We start from the raw sequence: 20,334 nt of genomic DNA, 5'->3' as shown, positions 1-20,334 counted from the left end.
GCAAGCTCGCTCCTACAGAAGCCGGTGCATATGGGTTGTGTGCCAGACCGGGTCTGCCTCGACATCCACCACCTCGAACCCCTGACGCCGCCAGAAATCAATCGCACCCGGCAGAAACGGATGGGTGTGCAGGTAAACCACTGCCACACCCGCCTCCCGCGCCAGCGCCTCCAACGAGCGGTATAACTGGCCCGCCAGGCCCAAGCGACGGAACGCCGGGCGCACGTACAGGCGCACCACTTCCACTGTCTTGCAGCCCTGATAGTCCAACTGGGGAAAACGACCGTCATAAGGCCGATAGCCCACCACAGCCACGATTTGGCCGTCGGCGCGGGCAATCAAAAACTGCCCCCCACCCTTAACGTAAACGGCTTCGAACTGCGCCAGATCATGGGGTATTCCGGTTGCGCTGAGCGTTGGAAACAGCTCATCGCGAGCCTGCAAAGCGAAGCTCAGCACCTCGGGAATATCAGCGGCTTTGGCCGCTTGAATGCTAACGGCCATTGCCAAGGATTCGATCTGTTATCCACTGGCGGCTGTACGCCAACACTCTGTCGGCCATCGCCACCGGAAAATGAATAAAGCCATGGGCCGCCTCCGGCAGCAGATGCGCCTCAACGCCTGCCCATCGCTCGGCGATCAGCAGGGTGTCATCCTTGAGCGGGTCCAACTCGCCCACAAACATCAGCGCAGGTGGCAACCCCTCAAAGTCTCCATACAAGGGCGACAACGGCGGCTGCTGGCGCGCTTCGTCGCTGAGCCCCGGCGTCAGCAGGCGCAGCGCGTCGACCATGCCCGGCCCGTCCAACAACAAGGTGTCCGGCCCGGCCGTGCGCACGCTCGGTGTGCCGGTCAGGTCGTAAACGCCGTAGTACAGCACGGCCCCGCTCACCCGTTGCAGCAACTCGGGCCATGGCTTGAGCGCCAACAAGGTGGCCGCCGCCAAGTGCCCGCCGGCCGACTCACCGACAAAAATCACCGGCAGGCCGGCAAACTCCGGGCAGTCGGCCAAGAGCCAACGCGCCGCCACCAGGCAATCATCCAGCAGCCCTTCAATCGGTGTATCGACCGCCAGCCGGTAATCCACCGACACCACCGCGACGTCGCAGGCACTCACCATGCCCAGGTTCAAGTCGTCATCCATTTGCGCATTGCCGATCACCCAGCCACCGCCGTGGATATCCAACACCACGCCTCTGGGCTTACCGCTGGGGCGCAGGATACGCACGGGCACCCTGCCTACCTTTTTCAGCTCCACCACAGGCGCCTTCTTGAACGTCTGGCTGGCGCGCAGCAGTGCCTGGATCAGGCGCGGCGTGACGCGGTTGCGGATCTTGAAGCGCGGCGTCCACGCCAGTTTCTGATTGAAGCGGCGCATCTGCGCCAGTTCGGGCTCGCTGGCGGGCCAATGCTGGTAGGCCATCAGCGGTTGTTACGCAGGATCGAGAAGTTCAACGCCGCGGCCACGCACAGCCACACCAGATACGGGAACAGGATCAGCCCGGTAATCAGGTCCAGGCGCACGGCCAGCAGCACCATCGCCGCCACGGTCAGCCACAGCAGCACGATAATCACCATACCGGCGAGCAACCGATGGGCACCGAAGAACACCGGCGTCCACAGCGTGTTCAACGCGATCTGCGCCGCCCACAGGGCCAACACCATTTCGCTGCCGGGGATCAGGGTCAAGCGGTAACCGGCCCAGGCCAGCAGCAGGTAGATAATCGTCCAGGCCACTGGGAACAACCAATTGGGCGGGGTGAAGCTGGGCTTGACCAGGGACTCGTACCAGGCGCCGGGTTTGAAGATCACGCCAGTGCTGGCGGCGGCGGCGCAGGCAAGCAGGAAGATGAAAAAGGTCATGGTCGGTCCTTGAGGTCCAGTGGATGGAAAACAGTACACTGCTTTTAAGTGACTCAAACAACCGCGAATAAATTCAATGGGGGCGGCAAAATACCCGCGCTTCTACGCGTCATGAAAATTGGTTATGGTCGGCAACATCCAGCACCGTTGCCCGAGATATCCCCTTGCCCCAGCTTGCCGATCACCGCAGCAGTCCCTGGTCAGTGTTCCTGATCTTCCTGCGCCTGGGCCTCACCTCTTTCGGCGGGCCAATTGCACACCTGGGCTATTTTCGCCAAGAGTTCGTCACCCGCCGCCGCTGGCTCAGCGAGCGCAGCTATGCCGAGCTGGTCGCCCTGTGCCAGTTCCTCCCAGGCCCGGCCAGCAGCCAGGTCGGTATCGCGTTGGGCCTGTCCCGCGCAGGTTACCGTGGCGCGGCGGCAGCCTGGGCCGGGTTCACCTTGCCGTCGGCCATCGCCCTGATTCTGTTTGCCCTGGGGCTGGCCCACTACGGCAGCGCCCTGCCCCCTGGCGCGCTGCACGGGCTCAAGGTTGTCGCCGTAGCGGTGGTGGCCCAGGCCGTGTGGGGCATGGCACGCAACTTGTGCCGAGGTGTTTTGCGGGTGGCGTTGATGTTGACCGCTGCGTGCGTGGTGCTGTTGGAGCCCTCCGCCTGGGCTCAAGTCGGGGTCATGGTGGTCGCAGGCGTGGCTGGCCTGCTGTTGTTCAAGCCCGAGAACAGCAACGAGCCCGACGCCCTGCCCATCGCCATCAGCCGCCGCGCCGGAGCCCTGTGGTTGATGCTGTTTTTGTTGTTGCTGGTGGGTTTGCCACTCCTCGCCACATGGGCGCTCAACCCCACGCTGGCGCTGGTGGACGCCTTCTACCGCACCGGTGCGCTGGTATTCGGCGGCGGCCACGTGGTGTTGCCGCTACTGCAAGCCGAAGTGGTGCCCAGCCAATGGGTCAGCAACGATGTATTCCTCGCCGGATACGGCGCCACCCAGGCCGTGCCCGGCCCGCTGTTCACCTTCGCCGCCTTCCTCGGCGCCTCCATGACCCACGCCCCGAGCGGTTGGCTTGGCGGGGTGATAGCGCTGCTGGCGATCTTCGCCCCGTCGTTCCTGCTGATCTTCGGCGCCTTGCCCTTCTGGGCCAGCCTGCGCAAAAGCCCGCGTACCCAGGCCGCGCTCGTCGGGGTGAACGCGGCAGTGGTTGGCCTGCTGTTGGCGGCGCTGTACCAGCCGGTGTGGACCAGTGCGATTTTCAATGGCTATGACCTCGCCCTGGCGTTGCTTGCACTGGTCGCGTTGATGGTGTGGAAACTGCCGCCATGGCTGGTAGTAATAAGTTGCGGCCTACTCGGCGCGGCACTTTTGTAGGAGCGAGCTTGCTCGCGAAAAACTCACAGACGCCGCGTTTATTCAGGAAGCACGCGTTATCGTTAACGATTTTCGCGAGCAAGCTCGCTCCTACAGCATTGGGGGTCAGCCCGGCTCGACTATCTTGAGCCATGGCCAACGCGCCTGATAACTCCTGGCCTTGTGCAAAAACAGCGCCGGCTCCGGATGCAAAGGGTTGATACGCAACAGCCCCTGCTCCACATCCTCCAAGCCATAAGGCGCATACAGCTCGCCCGAGGCAATCTCCAGCGCAATGCACGTGCCCGCCACCAGGTACCGATCAACGCCCTGCCTGGCCGAATGCAACTGTGGATAGGGCCGGCCAAACCGCTGCCCATACCAAAGGTGTACCCGCGCCTGATTCCTGACCTCCACATTCACGCCCAGGTCTTGGAATAGCACCTGCGCCGCACGAATTACCGCGTCCTCCGCCTCGTAGGACAGGTCCTCGTCAAAGTAAAAAACGTCGTAGTCCTTCACGCCCTGATCGGCCAGCAGATTCGCCTGATGGTTCCACACCGCCTGGAACAAACAGCCCGCCGTGAGCATGCACTGCTGCACACCAAGCTCCGGCAGCCGCGCCGTGATTTGCGCATTGATCGGATTGGCCATCGCCAATTCAAGCAGGGTGTCGACACTCAATGTCATGTTCAATCCTCCATCGTCAGCGCCAACCATAACACCGGAATATGGCACTTCTGTAGGAGCGAGCTTGCTCGCGAAAACCCCAAACGATCACGCAGCGCCTGAAAGCAAAATCCGATTCCCCCGCCGCACCTTGCGCCATTGCCTACACGTGCATCTGCCGCCGGGCGCCGATACTGCTTATCCCTACCTTTAGTCGGATATTGCTGAGGGTTTTAGCGCAACGGCTAGCCTTCAGCCTAGCGTAAGGGATAACGCTGAACTATCGGTCCATGAAGGGCCAGTACGCCTCGTCGTCCCGACGCTTTATCTGCTGAGGAGACGATAATGAAAATAACCTTGAAACGGTTGGCGTGCCTGGGTGCAAGCTTCACCAGCGTGCTCGCCATGGCCGATGCGGCCAGCCCGCCGCCGCTGTCACCTGCGATTCCCTTCGACGTCACCGCCAATGCCCCCTTCACCCTGGACAACCTGCAACACGATTTCGACGTGCTGTCGTGGCAGACCTTCGTCGCCCTGAACTGGCCCGCCAACGCCGACGGCAGCGCCAACACCTCGGCGCAGATCGGCGCGCCGGGGCAGACGGTGTGGGAGTCGTGGAAGGAGAGCTACGCGATTTTCCTGCCCCAAGGCCAGAAGCCGCTCGCCTGGGACCAGCACACGCCGCCACCCGCCGCCTGCCAAGGCAAGGGTGACCTGCCCGTATTGCAACAGATGGGCAAGGTTGCCGGTGTGCTCGACGAATTCATCCAGCCGTTCAAGACCGGCCCACTGGTGGACCAGAGCGGCACTTACACGCGCAACGCGATCATGGTCAACCAGCCAATGTTCGACAACATCGTCAACAATGGCCTCTATAGCAAGGAAGGCCAGCAAGCGTTCCTGAGCAAGGCCGACAACCGCATCGCCTTCTCCTGCGGCGTGAAGGACAAGCATGTCGGCGCGATCATGGTCAAATCGGCCTGGAAGGTACTCGGCGGCAACGACAACCCGCAGGAATTCCATGCCATCGATGCCCTGGTCTATACCCCCGGCAACGCCGACACGAACAAGGGCGCGGTGATCCCCGAATCGTGCAACGCGCAGAAGGTCGGGCTGGTCGGCCTGCACATCGTGCACAAGACCAAAGATGCGCCGCAGTGGGTGTGGTCAAGCTTCGAGCACGTGCGCAACGTGCCGGAAAAAACCACACCCATGAACGAGCGCAAGGGCCCCTACCTGTTCTACAACGCCCAGGCCAGCGACCGCCCGGTGAACGAGCCGCCCGCGCAACCGTGGGACCCGTCGAAGAAAGCCACACCCTCGCAGATCGTGCGAGAAATACCGCTCACCGCCGCGACCCACCAGCTCAATGCGCAATGGCAAGGCGCGCTCAAGGGCACGGTGTGGGCCAACTACCAGTTGATTAGCACCCAATGGCCAACCGCCCCCGCCGATGACTGCCAGGTGCCGTCGCCAACCAACCCGCTGGGCACGCCTGCGCCAAACTTCCTGGCCAACGCCACGCTGGAAACCTACAACCAGGGCACTACGCCGCAGGCCTCATCCAGTTGCATGGAGTGCCACAACAACGCAACCACCCGGGTGACCCAGTCCCCGCGCACCAGCTTCGCCGATTTCACCTTTCTGCTTGAACGTGCCCAATCCACCGGTGCCAAGGAGTGATGCCATGAGCGACCCGAACCTGCAAGACTTCATCGACCTGTCTGCTGCGCTCACTGGCCTAGCCGCCGACCTGCTCGCGCCGACCCTCGACCCGATCAAACTGCCGCCGCTGTTCTTGGCCACTGCCGAGCAAGGCATGGGCACCGCTGCGTTCAGCAACCTGCTGACGCTGTTCGCCAGCATCAAGAGCCAACCGCCTGAGCAAATCGCAAGCACCGTGCTCGGCAACTCAGACCCGCAGATCGCCAAAGGCGCCCGCTCGATCATGAAGCTGTGGCTGCTTGGCAGCTGGTACCAGCCTTATGACCAAGGCGCCGCCCACACGGGTGACATCCGCGTGGTCTCCGACCAGGCTTACAAGGAAAGCTGGGCGTGGAAGATCGCTCAATCCCACCCCATGGGCTACAGCGAGTACCACTTCGGCTACTGGGCCGAGCAGCCACCGACCCTCAAGCAATTCACCGGTGTCGACGCCAAGGAAGGGCAGCAGCCATGAGCACTCTAAACACCCAGAACATCGAAACCGCCGATGTGATCGTCGTGGGCGCCGGCATGGCCGGCAGCGTCATGGCCTACCAGTTGGGCCTGGCCGGCTTGAAAGTGCTGGTGCTCGAGTCGGGCCCGGCGATACCGCCTAACCGCAGCGAGTACCTGGAGCGTTTCTACACGGCCGTGCTCAAGGCGCCCGAGTCGCCCTACCCACCGGAGCAGAGCGAGCAGACCCCGGCCAAACAGTTCGCCCCGCGAGCGACTATCCAGGACTTGATCACCGCCGGCAGCCACGACAAGGACAAGGTGCAGAAGAGCTACCTGGTACAGAACGGGCCGCGACTGTTCGCCAGCACCTACGAGCGGGTGGGCGGCGGTACCATGTGGCACTGGATGGGCACGGCTCTGCGCCTGTTACCCAACGACTTTCGTATGCAGAGCAAGTACAAGGTCGGGGTCGACTGGCCGATCAGCTACGACGACCTGCAGACCGCCTACTGCCGCGCCGAGGAAGAGATGGGCGTCTCTGCCGATGTGACGTCGCAGACTTACCTGGGCGTGACCTTCCCCCAGGGCTACCAATACAGCATGCACGGCATTCCTCCATCGTTGGTCGACCAGGGCGTGGGCAAGGCCATCAATGACAAGCAGTACCAGGGCTTCACCCTCAACGTGCGGCAAACGCCAGCCGGTCGTAACTCACAGAACGACAACGGCCGCCGGGTATGCGCCGGCAACACCAGTTGCACGCCGATCTGCCCAATCCAGGCCAAATACGACGCCACCGTGACCATGGCCAAGGCCCTGGATACCGGTAATGTGCGGATCCTCTACCAGTGCGTGGCGAGCAAGGTGCAGGTGGATGCCAACGGGGTCACGGGGATCGATTTCATCCAGTACCAGAACAACGGCACGCAACAGCACGGCACGGCTCAGGGCAAGCGCTACGTGATCGCCGCCCACGCGATCGAAACACCCAAGCTGCTGCTCAACTCCATCGGCCCGCACAGCCCAAAAGGGGTCGCCAACAGCAGCGGCCAGGTCGGCAAGTCGTTGGCCGACCACCCTGTGTACCTGGCCTGGGGCCTGATGCCCGAAGGCAAGCCGTTGTTTCCGTTCCGTGGGCCACTGTCCACCTCAGGGATCGAAGACATGCGCGACGGTGCGTTCCGCAGCACGCGTGCCGCCTGGCGTATCGAGATCGGCAACGAGGGTTGGAACTGGTCGGCGAATGATCCGTACACCACGGTCTGCGATTTTATCGACGGCGACAACAATGGCGGCGCCAACCACAAGAGCGAGGCATTGTCCGGCGTGGCGCTGGTGCAGAAGCTCAACAGCGTGCTGACCCGCCAGTTCCGTCTGGCCTTCTTGATCGAGCAGGTGGAGAAAGAGCCCGACGAAGCGCTGTGCCGGGTGGAGAGTAGCAAGCATTTCACCGACGGCTTGGGCCTGCCTCGGCCAGAGATCGCCTACGAACTGTCCGACTACACCAAGGAGGGCTTCAAGCAGGCGCGCCTGGCCGCCACGCATATCATCACCAAACTGATGGGTGCCACCGAGCTGACCAACCTGAACCCCACACTCGACCCCACGCTCGTCGCGCAAACGGTGTTCAACTACGACCATCAGAACTACGCCTTCTACGGCGCTGGCCACCTGATGGGCACCTACCGCATGGGCTCGGACCGCAACAAGTCGGTGGTGGACAAAGACCAGCGCAGCTGGGACCACCCCAACCTGTTCCTGGTCGGCGACGGCGTGTTCCCCTCCACCGGCACCGCCAACCCGACCTTGACCATCACCGCGCTGACCTTCCAGGCCGCCGACGTAGTCGCCAGCGACCTGCTCAAGCGTACCGTGCAGGTGCAGGCCAGAGACCCCTGGCAAGGCACCGGCGTGCAGGTCAACGGACAGAGCTGGCAACTGGCGGTGTGCACCGGTGGGCAGTGGACGGCCAACCCGGGCACCGGGATGGTCGGCGCGGCAGGCCACCCAGGCCTGACCGCCAAGCCCGGCTATACCTTGCCCGGTCAAGCGGAAGGCGCGTTGATCGGGCGTATCGGCCCCAGCGGCGCGCCGTTCCTGGTGGGCAACCAGGCGCAATTGCCGCGTGGCCAGCAGGGGGAGTTGCAATTGTGCATCAATGACGACCTGTCCGGGCGTTACGGGGCTGGCCTGAGCGATAACCAGGGCAGCCTGTCGGTGGAGGTGCGTTTCGGGGCGGTGTAGGCGCTGGCATAGCAACCCCACAATGCCGCGGTATTGTGGGGTTGTTTTCTGTCGGCAAGTTGGCTTTTGATGAAGTTGGACGCGTGGTTACCGTGCGGTTGCCGGCAACTCCTGGCACCACTTGATAGAACGCAGCGCTTCCTCGGCAGGCACAAGCGCGTAGCGCGAGTAAAACATTGTCCCGCTGAAACGACGGCCGTCGACTTCACCCAAGGTCTGCCCATCCTTGTAGTCAGAGGTGCTGAGTTGGTCGGCGATGTAATACACCTTCCCATTCTCGACGGTGATATCGAAACGCTGGTTAACCATACCGCTGATGATCGGTGGCGACGTGGAGGCGATGCTGTGTTTGCCGGCGGGAATGCCGGCCTTGAAAAAACTACCGGAAGGCAAGCTGCCGACAGCGCGGCCATCGACCTGAATGGTCGGGGCCACCCCGCCACCGATGCTCGCCGCCGTGCGATAAAAGTAAACCGTGGCCTCATCCGCACGAGGTTCAGCCGGTGACGTGAAGAACGGTTGGCCTTTGAGGTCCGGACCGCTGATGCAACCGGTCAGTGAGACCAGGCCTGCGAACAGGCTGGCCCAGAGTAGCGTAGAGCGCTTCATGCATGAATTCCTTGTACGTGGATCAATGGGCGTCGGGTTTGATGACTGTCACCGGTACCGGCTTCAGATCGTGCACAACCCTTTACCGAAGTCAGTGGCATCAGAACTCGGCCAAGGCGCAAAACCGCTCTTCGGCGTCAGATTCACGATGTTCCGGTCCTTGAGCATCGGGTACTTGCGCTTGAGCGCCTGCACCGTGTCCTCGGCATTGTTCACGTTGGACAGGCAAAAGCGCAGGGCATCGACGCGCAGATCACCGATATAGAGAGTTTCCCCGGCCTTCACCGAGAAAACCGCAGGCACCGGGCGCGGCATCGACTTGCCCGCGTAATACACGTAATGCCACTGCGTGTACTCATACTCACCCGGCGGCACTTCATACATGAAGTAATGGCCCAGCACAGAGGGGGATGGCTGATCGTCTTCATTGCCCAGCGTCGTCAACCGTAATACGGTGCCCGGGGCTCCCTGTTGCTTGATCTCAACCACCAGCCCATGGGGCTGCATCATCGGAAAGCTCTCACCAATCGAACCCACAATGATCGCCTTACTTGGGTCCGGTGCGTGCTTGCCGTCGTAGCGTGACGTAGCGCACCCGGACAGAAGAGACACGCAGAGCGCGACCGCGCCCCAGACGAGATATTTACTGCTGACTTTCCCTAGCATTGGTTTTTTTCCGATCAGTAATCTTGCAGTTCGTAGAACCCAGCCGAGCGAACCAAACGTTCGCACATCTGGTGCTTCGTTGCTGGCTCGTCGGCCTCTATTGTCCAGCTCCCCGCACCTTGATAACAACCCTCTCCTGTAGGAGCGAGCTTGCTCGCGAAAAACCCAAACGATAACGCAGCGCCTGAAGGCAAAATCCGATTCCCCTGCCGCACCTTGCTCCATTGCCTACGCCTGCGTCAGAATCCGCCGGCTTGTGCGCTGAGGTAGCCGTCTCTAAGGTGGCTCGGTCGCTGAATTGTTCAGTGATTCGGGTTTAGTAGCCTGAGCTTGGGTATCTATTAGTGCATGAGTTTCATCAATCAGACATTGCGTCTGTGCTTGATGGTAGCTGTGCGTAGGGCGTCTTCGGGCGCGCCGGCTTTAGATATCCACCGGTCTACTAACCTGCGTACAGCTGCCACCCACTGTTTAGTAGCGGAAAGGTGGTGGCATCACTCAGGATGTCTACTCATGTCAAAAGCAGATTCAAGTGCCCTCTTCAACGTTACCCCCAACGCCAGCAACGAAAGCCTGATCACCAACAGCTACGAAACCTTCACCAGCGTCAGCACCCTGCTGCTCGACCTGTCCGAAGACCTCAACGGCAAACACCGCGACATCGCCCTCGCCATACACCAACTGAGCGAACTGGGCGTACTCCTCACCGCCAGACTCCTAGACCGTGAAGTGCCCTGCCCTGGCTGATAAGTAGCCCTTCAACTTGCTAGCCCGATAACCGCCGCGTCGTCGTGAGCCACCTACAGCGACTCGGCGGTTTGGTTTGATGGGTAGGTCGACTGGCTAGAGCGGGACGGTTACGCTGACGTTTTTCGCATGACGGGAAAAGCGAATGACAACGGTGTACCAGGGAAGCTGCTTATGCGCAGCCGTCACTTACGAGCTATCCGCCACGCCCAAATCAGTGAGCCACTGCCATTGCAGCCAGTGCCGCAAAAGTCACGGGGCCGCATTCGCTTCTTACGGCAGTGTTCCCCGCGACGCACTACGGGTACTTTCCGGCGCCAACAGCATCAGAACCTATGCATCCTCAGAGGCAGTGTTGCGCGAATTTTGCACGCACTGCGGCTCGGCATTGTTCTGGTCGCGGTCTCAAGGGGAATTCGCCGACTGGGTGTCGATAGCCCTGGGCACGCTCGATACGCCCTTCATAGCTGAAAAGCAAAAACACGTTCATGTCGACTCCGCAGTCCACTGGTGCAGCTACCCGCCTCAGAAACCGCCAAGCCGCATGATATGAGTCGCCCGGGCATCATCTGTTCGCTTGAAGCCACAGCGCTCATAAAAGGCGCTTCCTTCAGCCGTATCCGTGAAAAGACGCACGACCTGAAACCTGAGAGCGGCACGTTCAACAAGCGCCTTTACCAGCGCCTGCCCGACGTGTTGCCCCCTTGCCGACGCTGCGACGTACACCCGTCGCAGTCTGGCCACATTATTGTCAGCATAGGGATCAACTGAAAGACCGCCGATGCCTATCAGTTGCTGATTCAAATAAACCGCCATCAGACACTCGCAGGGTGCATCAAAGCGGTTTGCTCCAGAGTGCCATTCGTTAATCAGACGCGTGAGGAACCTGAAACCCTCGCCAACGGCTTCCTTTTCCAGCGCTAGTATCTGGCGCGGAAGGTGTGTGATCCGTTGAACCTCATATCGTTTCATCCATCCCTGCCTCCAATATGAAACGCGTTCAATGCTAACAATTTCGTTTGAGGTGATGAACACTCCTGTAGGAGCGAGCTTGCTCGCGAAAACCCCAAACGTTCACGCAGTGCCTGAAGGCAAAATCCGATTCCCCTGCCGCACCTTGCTCCATTGCCTACGTCTGCGTCAGAATCCGCCGGCTTGTGCGCTGAGGTGGCCGTCTCTAAGGTGGCTCGGTCGCTGAATTGTTCAGTGATCGGGTTTAGTAGCCCACCTTAGACCTAACAAGTGCACACGCTTCATCCATCAGACGCTCCCGTCTGTGCTTGATGGTGGCTGTGCGTAGGGCGTCCTCGGACGCGCCGGTTTTGTTAGGTTCCACCGGTCTACTAACCTGCGTACAGCTACCGCCCTTATTGTTTAGTAGCGATGGGGAAGTGGCCCAAGCAAGGAACTTAACCATGGTTAACGATTCAACGAGGCTCTATACCGTAGCGCCCAACGCCAGCAACGAAACCCTCATCACCAACAGCTACGAAACCTTCAACAGCGTCAGCACCCTGCTGCTTGATCTCTCCGAAGACCTCAACGGCAAACACCGTGACATCGCCCTCGCCATCCACCAACTGAGCGAACTGGGCGTACTCCTCACCGCCAGACTCCTGGACCGCGAAGCGTCCTGCCCTGGCGGATGATTAGCCCTCTAGCTCGCCGCGTAGTCATACGCCACAGAAAATGACTCGGCGATTTAGCTTCTGATGGCCTTGGTGGCAATCAATGTGCCGCTAAGGCAGACGCTTTCTGCCAGAAGCGGTCATTTCGATATGCATGTTGTTTTCTCTCGGGAACCCACTAGGCAGACCAGATTGAAACGCATTGAGTGACCATCACACGCCTTCGTTGCGGCATTTTTACACTACACTTATTTCAGGCGTGCAATAGAGCACGTTACTAGACGGCAAAAGGTGAACAAATAACGCTTATTTGGTACTTGCGCATAGCTACGCCGTAGATGAGATACAACCTCAATATCTCCTCTGAAGTTAAAAATGAGGTAACTTTAAGGAATAAAACATGAAAGCCTCGACATTAGCAGCCTTTCTTATCCTCACAGCCTCAACCAGCGCTCATGCTGATCGCTGCCCAGCCGACGATATGGGCTGCACGAAAGATAATTATCAACAAAAGTATGATGCGCGTATTGAGCAAGGGAAGCAGGAAGTAAAAGATGCAAAAAATATGAGGGAACGGGTTGATGCTGTGAAGTCAACCGTGGAAGACTGCGCTGACTGCGGCATGAAAGTTATATCTGATTCTGTTGGTGGCACCAGTGAACGCTAAGGTATAAAACCCCTTTAAAATCCGGCAAATAGCCATCCTACGGTTATTTGCTGGCCTTCACTTCACGCTATCTTTTCAAAGCTACCGTCATCCCATACCCGGTGCTGCATGACCAGCTGGGCGCATCGAATTTCTTAACACTCTCGCCCCATCACTAGCCGCAACGCTTCCGCTGAAAAAAGCTGCCATGGGTCAGGCGTCATGTTGAGCACTGCCCCTTCGCCGTAATTGGCAGCGCCTGAAGGCAGAATCCGATTCCCTCACCGCACCTTGCTCCATTGCCTACGCCTGCGTCAGAATCCGCCGGCTTGTGCGCTGAGGTGGCCGTCTCTAAGGTGGCTCGGTCGCTGAATTGTTCAGTGATCGGGTTTAGTAGCCTGAAGGTTAATCCAAACAACGTGCATAAGCTTCACCGATCAGACATTGCGTCTGTGTTTGATGGTGGCTGTGCGCAGGGCACCTTCGGGTGCGCCGGCTTCGTTTGGATTCCCCGGTCTACTAACCTGTGCACAGCCGCCACCCTTATGTTTAGTAGCTAAAGGATGGTGGCCCTAAACAGGAATTCAAACATGCTCAAACCAGATTCAACCACGCTCTTCACCGTTGCCCCCAACGCCAGCAACGAAACCCTCATCACCAACAGCTACGAAACCTTCACCAGCGTCAGCACCCTGCTGCTCGACCTGTCCGAAGACCTCAACGGCAAACACCGTGATATCGCCCTGGCCATCCACCAACTGAGCGAGCTGGGCGTGCTCCTCACCGCCAGACTCCTCGACCGCGAAGCGCCCTGCCGTGGCTGATGATCAGCTCTTCAACTCATTAGGTCGATGACTCGTCGCGTCGTTGTAAGCCACGTACAACGACTCGGCGATTTGGCGCTTGGCGGCGTTGGTGGATTCCAACCTCGGCACAAAATCCTCTGCGATGACAAAAGCGGCGACTGCTTTCGGCCAGAAACAGTCGGTCGCGGGAGGACATTTTCGACCCGTTGCCTCCTTTAGAACTCCGTTTAAAGCGGTCGTTTTATGAGCAGATAGAAACCGTGGCCTGCTCCCTCACTGTTACTAAGAGTTACGTGAAATTCAATGCGACGACAACAAAAAATTACACTTAGCACTGAAACTTATTTCTTTAGATAATGATATTCGCAGTGACGGCAACCTAGATCACCGTTCTAATCAATATCCGAGCAGCTAAAAATATTTCATGCTTTCGCACATATGCATCTTCCGATTTTGATTGCAAAGGGCTACCATCAAGAGCCTGCAAATAAAGGATAGGCCTCATGTCACCATTAGGATTTACGCTCAAAAAAGGGTTTCAACTAAGCGATCACAGTATGCGAAAAGATGATCTCGCATTGGTCTCTCTGAGAGTAGCAATGAAGTCTTTTTTTTCAACTTATGCTAAATTGCGTGGTCGAATTTCAAGCATCAAAAACCCCTCCGCAACCACGCAGGAGGTCATAGATTCATATTCCCTAAATTATGCAGAGGCATACGCAGAAACCGTAGTGCACTTTCAGCACTTCGCTGAGCTAGCATGCAAAAGCTTTCTACGTAATGACCACCCCCTTCTGTCAGATGTTGGGCCTGGAAAGGCTGGCGTGCTTCACAGCCTTCTTCATAATAAAAAATTGACTGCGGATGAAGAGAAGCAAGTTCGCAGTATCGAGTTTTCTGAAGCGCTAAAAAGGCTTAAGGAACTTGTAAGTTCCAATAAGCTTGAAGGTCATGCCAACCTCCAATTCATTACTACTCACTTCGATACGCTGAACGAACTTAACAATCTGCGGAATAGAGTCTGGCATCGTGGGCTTTACGTTCTAGAGTATTCGGCACTTGATGAGTTTGTCGGGAAATACGTGCTACCCTTCGTACGTGACGTGGTATCTCACCAGTTTTTCGCTGGTAAGGAGATAATATGGAAGTATGCGTCGCCACATTGTGGGCTAGACCCAATCGATGAGATTGTTAAGCATTTTTCTACCGAGACCTATAACCTTGAAAAGGTCGCCTATCTTAAAGAAATTGGTAGATCCGCATATGACGACAAACTACCCAAATCCCCCAAGAACGAAAAGCCTTTTACATTTACATTTTTTCTACACAACACTGAAAAGAAAAGGGCTGAACGAATCGCAGCGAGAGAGGCAAAGCTGGATTTTTACGAAGTTTGTCTATGCCCTACCTGTGGCGCAAACTCCTTAATCATTCATGAAGAGACTGATTCCGACTTTGATGATGAGGGCGCGCCTTTCAATTGGTATAGATTCACCCATGCCGCAAAGTGCGAGTACTGTGGCCTCTCCCTAGATGATGAGATAGGAAACGCAAAGGATCATGGACTTAGTGGTATTCCAGAATATTTTCGAAGTGAGGCAGAGTCCTAATATAACGGTAAGAGTCATTGTGAAACTAGCTGAAACGCTCAGTGGGAATACACATTTTACGTATCTTATGGAGATCTAGTTATGTTAATTACGGACGAACTGCGTCACGCTATAATGCGATCAGAAGATGCTCTCTCTCACGCCAACCTAGTCTTCAAGGATACCTCCTTGGAAATTATTTTGGCATTCTGGGATAGGCTTTTAGAGAACAGCAATTCAATATGCTTGCTGTTAGATAATGATTTTATAAACGAGGCAATGGTAATCCACCGTTTATCGATTGAGCACTTTAGTGCCATCGTTGGTTTGGTGGAAGGAAAAACGTCCCTTGAAGACTTAAAAAACAAGGACCTCACAGACCTGCCTAAACAAGCTCGGGGGATACAGAGAGGGGACGAAAAAAATTTAAGCCTGACTCCAGAAAATCGTGAAATTTTGAAGGATTTCGTAAGCCAGATGGACGCAGCACCCGCACAGGCATCTGGAACCAGCGTTTACAATCTGCTGGACTCCTGTGGTTTGGACTCCGTGTATATCAACTATCGTCTGTATTCCATTCGAGCAGCACATGCGACCCTATTGTCTGGCATCAGTTCGGGCGATTTTGCCGAAAAAGCCGAGCTGATAACCGACGCAATAAGCCTTTTGGATTTAACCAATGCATTTGCCCGTAAATATGAAAGTAAGACAACGGAGTAATACGACAAGCTAAATAGGGACGCTCTTTGCTCAATGAATCCTGTTTTGGGAGGATGAGATGAATCAGCGTCCGCTTCTGGCCGGATCTGCCTGTCTTGGCCGGCAGAAGTCGGCCAAGAGTAGACGTTCGACCATGAAGGTGACTTTGCCAATCCGATGCATACGGTTCGTTACGCCGAATGCAAATGGGTGGGTAAGTCCGTGCAATTACGCAGCAGGCTCAATTACGCTTTTCACCCCTAAACCTCATAAGTTCAGTAATAATTTTTGAAGTGTACTTGCCTCTAAGCTTAGCGACAAACAATGGCTCGACATCTTGGGCAAAACCTATGAGACCTTGCAAATGTGCAATCGACTTACGATCAAGCTGACCTAGTATAAAATGATGAATCATTGCACTAATCAACCGCTTTTTATCACGACCGATAGTCACATTACCGTCGTTGCTCAGCACTAGCCCAGTGACTCGCCGCTGGTTCTTTTTAGAGGCATGGACCGTTTTATCTGCATTGAGCAATAGCCCAGGCTCAGGTAGTTCCTTGAGAGTACCTTGAAGAAATTCTTCTACAAGAAAAGTTTTGCCCTTTTCATTGGAGGAAAATGTTAGATCATCTGCATATCGTGAGTAGGTAATGTCACGATCAAAGCACCACTGACTTACGACCGAGTCAAAGTTAAACATGACTGCATTAGACAACACTGGTGAAGATGGAGCACCAACACTAAGAGCCAAACGCCCTGTTGCTTTATCGCGAATGCAGCTCATCCTAGCCATATCGGCAATACTTCTCTCAGACAGCTGTCCCTCAAATACTCTAGACAGTAAAGTCTGTACATCGACCTCAGTTATTGACCCAAAAAAATTAACAAAATCAAATTTTGATATAAATGAGCAGCCAACATGCCGCTCAGCGTTATTCTTAATGCTTGCTCCGTGTTTATACGCCGCTGCGCACTCATGCACCGGCAACTTAGAGAACCAAAAATTCATCATAAAATTTTGGATGATTTTAGTTTCTTTGGCAGGCTGAGCGATCGGCCTCACACCACCGCTTTTCTTCGGGATAGTATAGCGCTTGTAAGCATATGGAGCCCTGACCAGCAATCGAACGACTTCGTGTTCAGAAATCATAAACTCATCTGAAAGGTGTTTACGAAAATTATATTCGCTCATTTCGCAACCCCTAACTTTGCTTGTTCAATAGCCCTATTGCGATTGCGTTCGGATGTCGCTGCTTTGTAATAGTCGACGCATTCTACTTTCAATCTTAATGTGTCAACCATACCTCCCGTTTTAAGAGCGAAGCGGAGCGTATGAAAAGATTCGTTACCACAAGCGTAAAATTTCGAATCACCGTACCCGCCGATCTTTTTAATAAACTCAAACTCTTGCAATAAAAATATTTTCCGCCGCACATCATCACGATGTATATTTTTACCTAGCCCCTTAATCGCCTCGACAATCTCGCCTTCCTTAAGCGCAACAAAAAGCCTAATCAACTCGTATATCAGAACGACAATATGAATATTATTACCAAGAGACAGGCTTTGTGTTTTCTTCAGGACATTAAGCTCTTCTACAATATCATCCATGACGCCTGTAACAACATGTTCTGGAATTTCAAGCGGATATTTTGGATTCCAAGGATAGACCTTAACGCCGCTTCCGTGCCTTTCGTTTATATGCCTAAGAATTCCAAGATTAATAAACGATTTATCATCTGCATATTCTTCAGGTACAAATACTATGAGCTTTTTTTGAAAGTCTGGTAACTGTGAAAAAGCACCTAGCTCTGCAATAGAGCCATCGCTCTCAACGGCGATTGCAATTAGTGAGCAGATGCTCGCAAGATCTGCTTCGAAATCCATCAGGTTTCGATAGACCCCATCTTCATGCCACGACTTAATCTCTTCTGGCCGAAAAATATGGGGTGCATTCATCATACTGAGCGCTTTGCGCTTCAAAGCATCACGAAGAGAACGGACAGGAGGATCCTTTGCATCTGCATGTTCTTTTTCAGGGACATAGCCACCGCATAGTAGAACAATAGGATTCTTGGAGAAGTAAATTTTACTCTCACCCAAGTCTACATCAGCAAGAATATGTCGCGGATCCATGCGAAAAAGGGCTCTTTACCAAGGTTCAGCCGCAGACAAGATCTGTGGACCGGAGCGACGAAGGAGCGTAGGGCCGCAGATCTTGTCTGCGGAATAAAACAACGCAATGCAATTGAGTCTGGCGAAACGCCTGACTAAGCCTTCAACGACTAGTATCTAGCTTTAAACGCGTAAAGAGACCTCCTTTTTAGGGCAGAACGCCAGCATTGTCAATTGCAATTTTCAGGTCTCATAGACCCACATATTCTGTTCCCGAGTGAGATTTGTGATGGCCTCCAAGGATCTGGGCCGATCCCTTGGACGGAGTCGACCGACCAACGCGAGGCGCCGCTTTGGGTTTATATCTGGCCTTCTTGACCGTCTGCTATTGGCCGATACCAGCCTGTCACCAGATACCTGCCTCGACCAAGAGCAGGCACCCAGCCAACATAATAAACCGGCTTAAACCACCGGTACCTGGTACACAACCGAATCATATTTCTCCCCCATCCGCCTCTCGATGACCACTCCCCCCAAAGCTTCGGCAATACCTCGACTCGCACGATTCTGCGTCGCAACAGGGTAGATAAAGTGCTTTGCCACCACCCACTGGCTAGCCCACTGAACGACCTCCTTTACCGCTTCACCACCAAAGCCCATCCCGTGCTTATCTTCACGGATCCAGATACCCAACTCCGGTGTTTCACTGCCGGTATGGTGCAGCCCGACCAAGCCGGTAAAACGAGCACCTACCCGCTCCCTGACCGTGAACACGATGTCGCTGCCATCCGCTATCGCAGGCAGCCACCGCCCCCAGACTTGCGCGTACTCTTCCAGCGAGGCAGGCGGTTCCCAGGACATGTAGCGAGTCAGAGTCGGTGAGATACAAGAGAAAGACTCAACAGCGTCCTGCTCGCAGAAGGGCTCGATGCTCAGGCGTTGCGAGAGAATACGGATTGGGTGGGTGTCCACTGGCATTGCAATTTCCTTCCTGGGGTCCGTTACTCCATGTATGCCGTGAACATACCACGCAGGTCGCGTCATCAGTATCAGGCTCTCTATACTGAGCCCCCAGGATGGTAGCTAGAGCACCCAATATGCCCGTCGCACCCAATCAAAATTCCCCCATCACTTTGGCCCCAGTTCAACAAAGCGACTTGGATAATCTGGTAGCCATTCGAATCGAGGCCATGCGCGAAAGTCTGGAGCGTGTTGGGCGATTTGACCCAGTGCGTGCGCGGGAGCGGTTTGTTGGAGGCTTTGAAGCTCGCGACACACGCTATATCGAGGCGTCTGGAGAGCGGGTGGGTTTCGTAGTGGTCAAACATCACCCCAATGAACTCTTGCTCGACCACTTGTATGTAAGGCCGGGCGCGCAAGGGTCAGGGGTAGGGTCTGCTGTTCTCTCTCAGGTTTTCAAAGAGGCGGATGCGGCTGCGCTTCCTATCAAAGTAGGGGCTCTCAAAGAAAGCGCTTCGAATCGCTTTTATACCCGCCATGGCTTCCAGTTCATCGAAAGCAGTGACTTCGACAATTATTATGTTCGTCAGCCTATTCCGGCGATTGGCGCTCATTCCGGAACCATGGGCTGACTGGTACTAGCCCTTCAGTTCACCAGCCCGATTGCTCGCCGCGTCGTCATACGCCACATACAGCGACTCTGCAATTTGGCTTTTGATCGCCTTGGTGGCCTCCAAACCCAGCACAAAACCCTCGGCTTTACCGCCAGCACGGTTGAGTTCTTCATGGGTGGAGGCGCCAGTAATAGCATCAAGCAGCTTGGCGGCGTGGGGGCCGACGCCTTTGGGGAGGGAGATCTGGTCGATGGACATTATCGCTACCTTGAAAAATTGAGTACGGGAGCGAGTGGAACCACTGCCGGGGCTGGCATGGTAGACCTGTTTGCCATGAAAGGGGTCGCTTTACGCGCAGCGGCGCTATTCTTTGCGGCTACGCAGTCAGATGGGGCCATTGATCAATCTGGAGGGGCTTATGGAGTATTGCGTTGAGGGCTACTGCCTTCGGCCCTTGTCATGGGACGATTTCGAGAGGGTCAGCCGTTACGAACGCGTCAATCGCAGGCATCTGCAACCCTGGGAGCCGCTCAGGGACAAGGAATACTTCACCACGGGCAACGCCAAGGCCAGGGTGGAGCAGCAGGTCAACAATATGCACGCTGGCAACGCTCTGTGTTTCCTCTTGCTTGAACCCGAGAGCGGAGAGGTTCTAGCGCGGTGTAACTACACGAACATTGTGAGGGGCGTTTTTCAGGCCTGTCATCTCGGCTTCTCGCTGGCGGAATCTGCCCAAGGTCGCGGCTTGATGAAAAAAACGCTTCAGGTCACTAACCGTCATTGCTTTGAGCAGTTGGGGCTTCATCGGATCATGGCCAATCATTTGCCCCGTAATGTGCGAAGTGAACGACTTCTGGAGTCGCTGGGGTTTGAGAAGGAAGGACATGCGCGGGCCTATCTGAAAATCGCTGGCGTCTGGGAGGACCATACGTTGAGATCGTTGATCAACCCTGAACAATAAGCGCCCCACCTACCC

The 20,334-nt window shown here is 56.0% G+C and carries 24 protein-coding genes; 13 read left to right on the top strand and 11 right to left on the bottom strand.

Features of this window, described 5'->3' with window-relative positions:
- Positions 1-12: 12 nt before the first annotated feature.
- From MF6394_RS28135 to tspO, 3 genes are read right to left on the bottom strand one after another with little or no spacing between them, the layout of a single operon-like run.
- Positions 13-504, bottom strand: coding sequence for a GNAT family N-acetyltransferase (locus tag MF6394_RS28135; protein WP_047711419.1), 492 nt, complete (start codon positions 502-504; stop codon positions 13-15).
- The gene (locus MF6394_RS28130; protein WP_047711420.1) at positions 494-1,423 is read right to left on the bottom strand and encodes an alpha/beta hydrolase fold domain-containing protein; all 930 of its coding nucleotides are present in this window, start codon (positions 1,421-1,423) and stop codon (positions 494-496) included. The genes MF6394_RS28135 and MF6394_RS28130 overlap by 11 nt, the downstream gene beginning before the upstream one ends.
- Positions 1,423-1,863, bottom strand: coding sequence for a tryptophan-rich sensory protein TspO (tspO, locus tag MF6394_RS28125; protein WP_032896119.1), 441 nt, complete (start codon positions 1,861-1,863; stop codon positions 1,423-1,425). The genes MF6394_RS28130 and tspO overlap by 1 nt, the downstream gene beginning before the upstream one ends.
- 164 nt (positions 1,864-2,027) lie before the next feature.
- Between tspO and chrA the strand changes: the two genes are divergently transcribed.
- On the top strand, positions 2,028-3,224 hold the full coding sequence (gene chrA, locus MF6394_RS28120) for a chromate efflux transporter (RefSeq protein ID WP_078468005.1): 1,197 nt from the start codon (positions 2,028-2,030) through the stop codon (positions 3,222-3,224).
- Between the two features lie 105 nt (positions 3,225-3,329).
- Here chrA and MF6394_RS28115 read toward each other — a convergent pair whose 3' ends face one another.
- Positions 3,330-3,893, bottom strand: coding sequence for a nucleotidyltransferase family protein (locus MF6394_RS28115; RefSeq protein ID WP_078468004.1), 564 nt, complete (start codon positions 3,891-3,893; stop codon positions 3,330-3,332).
- Between the two features lie 324 nt (positions 3,894-4,217).
- Between MF6394_RS28115 and MF6394_RS28110 the strand changes: the two genes are divergently transcribed.
- The 3 genes from MF6394_RS28110 to MF6394_RS28100 are packed head-to-tail and all read left to right on the top strand — an operon-like array spanning position 4,218 to position 8,276.
- Positions 4,218-5,555, top strand: a complete 1,338-nt coding sequence (locus MF6394_RS28110) for a cytochrome C (RefSeq protein WP_078468003.1) — start codon at positions 4,218-4,220, stop codon at positions 5,553-5,555.
- 4 nt (positions 5,556-5,559) lie between these two features.
- The gene (locus MF6394_RS28105) at positions 5,560-6,051 is read left to right on the top strand and encodes a sorbitol dehydrogenase (protein ID WP_078468002.1); all 492 of its coding nucleotides are present in this window, start codon (positions 5,560-5,562) and stop codon (positions 6,049-6,051) included.
- Entirely contained in the window at positions 6,048-8,276 is a 2,229-nt protein-coding gene (locus MF6394_RS28100) for a GMC oxidoreductase (protein WP_078468001.1), read from the top strand. Before MF6394_RS28105 ends, MF6394_RS28100 begins: the two co-directional genes overlap by 4 nt.
- Before the next feature lie 87 nt (positions 8,277-8,363).
- On the opposite strand, the gene MF6394_RS28095 is transcribed toward MF6394_RS28100, so the two are convergent.
- Both MF6394_RS28095 and MF6394_RS28090 read right to left on the bottom strand, forming a co-directional pair.
- Complete coding sequence (locus tag MF6394_RS28095) at positions 8,364-8,885, bottom strand: DUF2846 domain-containing protein (RefSeq protein WP_078468000.1); 522 nt, start codon at positions 8,883-8,885, stop codon at positions 8,364-8,366.
- Between the two features lie 63 nt (positions 8,886-8,948).
- Positions 8,949-9,551 (bottom strand): hypothetical protein, encoded by a 603-nt coding sequence (locus MF6394_RS28090; RefSeq protein ID WP_078467999.1) that lies wholly within the window; start codon positions 9,549-9,551, stop codon positions 8,949-8,951.
- 513 nt (positions 9,552-10,064) lie between these two features.
- On the opposite strand from MF6394_RS28090, the gene MF6394_RS28085 reads away from it, so the two are divergent.
- Together MF6394_RS28085 and MF6394_RS28080 are read left to right on the top strand one after the other, a co-directional pair.
- Positions 10,065-10,298, top strand: a complete 234-nt coding sequence (locus MF6394_RS28085) for a DUF6124 family protein (RefSeq protein ID WP_078467998.1) — start codon at positions 10,065-10,067, stop codon at positions 10,296-10,298.
- Positions 10,299-10,443: 145 nt separating this feature from the next.
- A complete protein-coding gene (locus tag MF6394_RS28080) occupies positions 10,444-10,851 on the top strand; it encodes a GFA family protein (protein ID WP_078467997.1) in 408 nt (135 codons plus the stop codon).
- On the opposite strand, the gene MF6394_RS28075 is transcribed toward MF6394_RS28080, so the two are convergent.
- Positions 10,824-11,270 (bottom strand): GNAT family N-acetyltransferase, encoded by a 447-nt coding sequence (locus tag MF6394_RS28075; RefSeq protein ID WP_078467996.1) that lies wholly within the window; start codon positions 11,268-11,270, stop codon positions 10,824-10,826. The genes MF6394_RS28080 and MF6394_RS28075 overlap by 28 nt on opposite strands.
- A 443-nt stretch (positions 11,271-11,713) precedes the next feature.
- On the opposite strand from MF6394_RS28075, the gene MF6394_RS28070 reads away from it, so the two are divergent.
- From MF6394_RS28070 to MF6394_RS28050, 5 genes are all read left to right on the top strand, one after another.
- Positions 11,714-11,947: a DUF6124 family protein gene (locus tag MF6394_RS28070; protein WP_078467995.1), complete on the top strand. Its 234-nt coding sequence runs from the start codon at positions 11,714-11,716 to the stop codon at positions 11,945-11,947.
- A gap of 379 nt (positions 11,948-12,326) precedes the next feature.
- Positions 12,327-12,593: a hypothetical protein gene (locus MF6394_RS28065; protein ID WP_057700778.1), complete on the top strand. Its 267-nt coding sequence runs from the start codon at positions 12,327-12,329 to the stop codon at positions 12,591-12,593.
- Positions 12,594-13,162: 569 nt separating this feature from the next.
- Positions 13,163-13,396 (top strand): DUF6124 family protein, encoded by a 234-nt coding sequence (locus tag MF6394_RS28060; RefSeq protein WP_078467994.1) that lies wholly within the window; start codon positions 13,163-13,165, stop codon positions 13,394-13,396.
- A gap of 485 nt (positions 13,397-13,881) precedes the next feature.
- Positions 13,882-14,988, top strand: coding sequence for a hypothetical protein (locus tag MF6394_RS28055; protein ID WP_078467993.1), 1,107 nt, complete (start codon positions 13,882-13,884; stop codon positions 14,986-14,988).
- 81 nt (positions 14,989-15,069) lie between these two features.
- Positions 15,070-15,687 (top strand): DUF5677 domain-containing protein, encoded by a 618-nt coding sequence (locus MF6394_RS28050; protein ID WP_078467992.1) that lies wholly within the window; start codon positions 15,070-15,072, stop codon positions 15,685-15,687.
- 220 nt (positions 15,688-15,907) lie between these two features.
- Here MF6394_RS28050 and MF6394_RS28045 read toward each other — a convergent pair whose 3' ends face one another.
- From MF6394_RS28045 to MF6394_RS28035, 3 genes are all read right to left on the bottom strand, one after another.
- The gene (locus MF6394_RS28045) at positions 15,908-16,861 is read right to left on the bottom strand and encodes a retron St85 family RNA-directed DNA polymerase (protein ID WP_078467991.1); all 954 of its coding nucleotides are present in this window, start codon (positions 16,859-16,861) and stop codon (positions 15,908-15,910) included.
- Positions 16,858-17,805 carry a retron St85 family effector protein gene (locus tag MF6394_RS28040; RefSeq protein WP_153046042.1) on the bottom strand — a complete coding sequence of 316 codons (948 nt, stop codon included), beginning with the start codon at positions 17,803-17,805 and terminating at the stop codon, positions 16,858-16,860. The genes MF6394_RS28045 and MF6394_RS28040 overlap by 4 nt, the downstream gene beginning before the upstream one ends.
- A gap of 441 nt (positions 17,806-18,246) precedes the next feature.
- A complete protein-coding gene (locus tag MF6394_RS28035) occupies positions 18,247-18,762 on the bottom strand; it encodes a GNAT family N-acetyltransferase (RefSeq protein ID WP_078467989.1) in 516 nt (171 codons plus the stop codon).
- A gap of 119 nt (positions 18,763-18,881) precedes the next feature.
- Between MF6394_RS28035 and MF6394_RS28030 the strand changes: the two genes are divergently transcribed.
- Positions 18,882-19,376 (top strand): GNAT family N-acetyltransferase, encoded by a 495-nt coding sequence (locus MF6394_RS28030; RefSeq protein WP_078467988.1) that lies wholly within the window; start codon positions 18,882-18,884, stop codon positions 19,374-19,376.
- A gap of 6 nt (positions 19,377-19,382) precedes the next feature.
- Here MF6394_RS28030 and MF6394_RS28025 read toward each other — a convergent pair whose 3' ends face one another.
- On the bottom strand, positions 19,383-19,616 hold the full coding sequence (locus tag MF6394_RS28025; protein ID WP_003192651.1) for a hypothetical protein: 234 nt from the start codon (positions 19,614-19,616) through the stop codon (positions 19,383-19,385).
- A 160-nt stretch (positions 19,617-19,776) separates the two neighbouring features.
- On the opposite strand from MF6394_RS28025, the gene MF6394_RS28020 reads away from it, so the two are divergent.
- Positions 19,777-20,319, top strand: coding sequence for a GNAT family N-acetyltransferase (locus MF6394_RS28020; protein WP_078467987.1), 543 nt, complete (start codon positions 19,777-19,779; stop codon positions 20,317-20,319).
- The last annotated feature ends 15 nt before the right edge of the window (positions 20,320-20,334 follow it).

It is taken from the genome of Pseudomonas sp. MF6394, from assembly GCF_002018845.1.
In the GTDB taxonomy this organism is placed as follows: domain Bacteria; phylum Pseudomonadota; class Gammaproteobacteria; order Pseudomonadales; family Pseudomonadaceae; genus Aquipseudomonas; species Aquipseudomonas lactis.
The sequence above is the reverse complement of the archived record's forward strand: the minus strand, read 5'-3'. Positions and strand labels throughout refer to the sequence as shown.